The organism is Streptomyces sp. ME19-01-6, from assembly GCF_033793745.1.
In the GTDB taxonomy this organism is placed as follows: domain Bacteria; phylum Actinomycetota; class Actinomycetes; order Streptomycetales; family Streptomycetaceae; genus Streptomyces.
On sequence record NZ_JARAXF010000084.1, the window covers coordinates 1 to 4480 of the forward strand.

1 protein-coding gene is annotated in these 4480 nt (G+C 75.6%); it reads left to right on the forward strand.

All coding sequences use genetic code 11. From position 1 onward, the window contains the following. Positions 1-4480, forward strand: a 4480-nt coding sequence (locus tag PV419_RS52655) for a type I polyketide synthase (RefSeq protein ID WP_319701208.1), incomplete at both ends; no start/stop codon positions are given.

Genomic DNA, 4480 nt, shown 5'->3' on the forward strand with positions numbered 1-4480 from the left:
CCACGACGAGATCACCACGTTCACCCAGGCTCTGGCCCGGCTGTACACCCGGGGCACGGCCGTCGACTGGCCCACGCTGGCCCCGGCCCCCCGGCTCGATCTGCCCACCTACGCCTTCCAGCGGCAGCGCTACTGGCCGCGGCGGTCCGCCCCGGTCGGCGTGGACGCCGCCGTCGGCTCCGTCGGGCTCGAAGCCACGGACCACCCGCTGCTCGGCGCGCGCGTCGGTCTGGCCGACGGCGACGGTGTCCTGCTCACCGGTCGGCTCTCCCTGGCCGAACAGCCGTGGCTGGCCGACCACGCGGTGCTGGGCACGGTCCTGTTCTCCGGCGCGGCCTTCGTCGACATGGCGCTGCGCGCGGGCGACGAGGTCGGCTGCGACGTGGTGGAGGAACTGACCCTGCACGCGCCCCTGATCCTGTCCGACGACGCCACCGCGCGGGTGCAGCTGACCGTGGGCGGCGCCGACGAGAGCGGGCGCCGGACCGTCGCGGTGTACGCGCGGCGCCGGGACACCGAGGAGTGGACCACCCACGCCACGGGCCTGCTGTCCCGGGGGACTCCGGTGGGCGCTGCCCAACCGGGCGTATGGCCGCCCGAGGACGCCACGCCCGTGGCCGTGGACGGCCTCTACGACCGGCTGAACGCCGGCGGGTTCGGCTACGGACCGGCGTTCCAGGGACTCACCGCGGCGTGGCGCCGCGGGGCCGATGTCTTCGCCGAGGTCCGCCTGCCCGAGGAGACGGCTGCCGAGGCCGACCGCTACTGCCTGCACCCGGCGGTGCTCGACGCGGCGCTGCACGGCATCTCCCTGCTGACCGCGGCGGACGGCACCGAGGCCCCGCGCGGCCTGCCCTTCTCCTGGCAGGGCGTTCGCCTGTACGCGACCGGGGCCACGGCGCTGCGCGTCCGGCTCTCCCCGACCAGCGCCGCCGGGGTCGCGGTGACGGTGACCGACATCGAGGGGTTGCCGGTGGCGTCGATCGACGCGCTCGCCCTGCGGCCGGTCACCGGCGATCAGCTCCAGGCGGCGCGCGGCCACGGCGACTCGCTGTTCCGCCCCGGCTGGGCCGAGGTGTCCCCCGTCACCGAACCGGACGGCGCGGCCCCGCTCCGCTGGGCCGCGATCGGGGCCGACGCGGCGGCGGTGGTCGCCGCGGCGGGTGTGGACGCCGAGCTGTACGGGGACCTGGCGGCGCTGGGCGCGGCCGACCACGGGGACACCCCCGCGCCGGACACGGTGGTCGCGGTGTGCCCGGAGTTTCCCGGGGACACGCCGGACGCGACCAGGACGGCCACCGGCTGGGCACTGGAGACGGTCCGCGCCTGGCTCGGCGACGACCGGCCGGACGGGGCCCGGCTGGTGCTGGTCACCCGTAACGCGGTGTCCGTCGACGGGCGGGCCCCCGACCTGCCGCAGGCCGCAGTGCAGGGCCTGGTGCGCTCCGCCCAGTCGGAGCACCCGGACCGCATCGTGCAGCTCGACCTCGACCTCGACGCCGACCCCGGCACCGAAAGCGACTCCGACGCGGCGGCGGCCGGGCTGATCCGTGCCGTACTGACCGCACGCGGCGCTGACGAACCCGAACTGGTCCTCCGCGACGGCGTGGTGTACGCCCCCCGGCTGACCCGGGCGGCGGCGCCCGGCGACGCGGCGGCGCCCGCGTGGGACCCGCACGGCACCGTACTGATCACCGGCGGCACCGGAACGCTGGGCGGCGCCGTGGCCCGGCACCTGGCCGCCCATGGTGTGGCACACCTGCTGCTGGTGGGCCGGCAGGGGGCCCAGGCCGCCGGCGCCGGGGAACTCGTGGCCGAACTGGCCGAGCTGGGCGCCGAGGCCGCCGTGGTCTCCTGCGACGTCGCGGACCGCGACAGCCTGGCCGCCGCGCTGGCGGCCATCCCGGCCGACCGGCCGCTGCGCGGCGTGGTCCACGCCGCCGGTGTGGCCGACGACGGAATCGTGTCCTCGCTGACCCCCGAACGTCTCCGCACCGTGCTGCGCCCCAAGGCGGACGCGGCCTGGAACCTGCACGAGCTCACCGCCGGAATGGACCTGACCGCCTTTGTGCTGTTCTCCTCGGCGGCGGGGGTGACGGGGGCCGTCGGCCAGGCCAACTACGCCGCGGCCAACACCTTCCTGGACGCACTGGCCCGCCACCGCCACGCCCGGGGCCTGGCCGCCCACTCGCTGGCCTGGGGCCTGTGGGAGCAGCGCTCCACCATGTCCGGTGCCATGAGCGAGCGCGACCTGGCGCGGGTGTCCCGCGGCGGGATGTCGGCCCTGTCGGTCGAGGAGGGGCTCGCGCTGTTCGACGCCTCCCTCGCCGCCGACGAGCCGGTGCTCGTGCCGATGACGCTCGACCTCGCCGCCGTACGCGGCAGTGGCGCGGAAGTCCCCGCGGTCCTGCGGGCCCTGGTACGCACCCCGGCCCGGCGCGCCGCGCGGTCCACCGGGACCACGGGTCTGCGGGAGCGCCTGCGCACGATGCCCGAGGCCGAACGGGACAAGACCCTGCTCGAGTTGGTGCTGCGCCACGTCGGCGCCGTCCTGGGCCACGCACCGGGCAGCGCCGTCGCGGACGACCGGCCGTTCTCCGACCTCGGCTTCGACTCGCTGACCGCCGTGGACCTGCGCAACCAGCTCGCCACCGCGACGGGCGTGCGGCTTCCGGCCACCTTGGTGTTCGACTACCCGACCCCGGCGGTGCTGGCCGCCCATCTGCGGTCCCAGCTGGTGGCCACCGAGGCCGTCGCCGCCGAGGTACGGGCGGTGGCGGTGGTCGACGAGCCGATCGCGATCATCGGGATGAGCTGCCGCTACCCCGGTGGAGTGCGGTCGCCCGAGGACCTGTGGCAGCTGGTGCTGGACGGCCGGGACGCGATCTCCGGCTTCCCCGACGACCGCGGCTGGGACATCGCCGAGCTGCACGCTCCCGACGGCGGGCGCGCCGCGGGCGCGGGCGGATTCCTGTACGACGCCGCCGAGTTCGACCCCGCGTTCTTCGGGATCTCGCCGCGCGAGGCGATGGCCATGGACCCGCAGCAGCGGCTGCTGCTCGAAACCTCCTGGGAGGCGTTCGAGGACGCGGGTATCGATCCCGGCGCCGTACGGGGCAGCCGGGTCGGGGTGTTCGCCGGGCTGATGCACCACGACTACGCCACCCGGCTGCGGACCGTCCCGGAGGACGTCGCGGGCTTCCTCGGCAACGGCAACACCGGCAGCATCGCCACCGGTCGGCTGGCCTACACCTTCGGCTTCGAAGGCCCCGCCGTCACGGTGGACACCGCCTGCTCATCCTCGCTGGTCGCCCTGCACCTGGCGGCGCAGGCGCTGCGCCAGGGCGAATGCTCGCTCGCCCTGGCGGGCGGGGTCGCCGTGATGTCGACCCCGGCCGCCTTCGTCGAGTTCAGCAGGCAGCAGGGCCTGGCGCCGGACGGCCGCTGCAAGTCCTTCGCGGCCGCCGCGGACGGCACCACCTGGTCCGAGGGCGTGGGCCTGCTGCTGGTCGAGCGGCTGTCGGACGCCCGGCGCAACGGACACCGGATCCTCGGCGTGGTCCGGGGTTCGGCGGTGAACCAGGACGGTGCGTCGAACGGGCTGACGGCGCCGAACGGTCCGTCGCAGCAGCGGGTGATCCGTCACGCGCTGGCCAACTCCGGTGTGACCGTCTCCGAGGTGGACGTGGTGGAGGCACACGGCACGGGCACCCCGCTCGGCGACCCCATCGAGGCCCAGGCGGTCATCGCGACCTACGGCCAGGAGCGGGCGGGCGACCGCCCGGTGCTGCTCGGGTCGCTGAAGTCGAACCTCGGACACACCCAGGCCGCGGCGGGTGTCGCCGGGGTCATCAAGATGGTGCAGGCGATGCGCCACGGCGTGGTGCCGCGTACGTTGCACGTGGATGAGCCGACGCCGCATGTGGACTGGGAGTCGGGTGCGGTGGAGCTGGTGACGGAGGGCCGGGCGTGGCCCGAGGCCGGCCGGCCTCGTCGCGCGGCGGTGTCCTCGTTCGGCATCAGCGGCACCAACGCCCATGTGATCCTCGAGCAGGCGCCCGTCGGCCGCGACGACCGCGATGACCGCCGGATACCGACCCCCGCCGCCCCGGCCCCCGGCCCGGTGCCCTGGGTGGTGTCCGGCCGCTCGGCCGCCGGACTGCGCGGCCAGGCCGCCCGGCTGCGCGAGTTCGCCGTCGCGACCGAGGCGGACACCGCCGAGATCGGCTGGTCGCTGGCGTTCTCACGCGCCGCTCTGGAGCACCGCGCGGTGGTGATCGCCGAGGACCGCGAGGACCAACTGCGCGGTCTGTCCGCGCTGGTGTCGGGGGAGTCCGTGGAGAACGTGGTGTCGGGAGTGGCGACCTCCGGCCGCTCGACCGCGTTCCTGTTCTCGGGGCAGGGGGCGCAGCGGTCCGGGATGGGGCGTGGTCTGTCGGGGTTGCCGGTGTTCCGTGAGGTGTTGGGGGAGGTGTGTGGG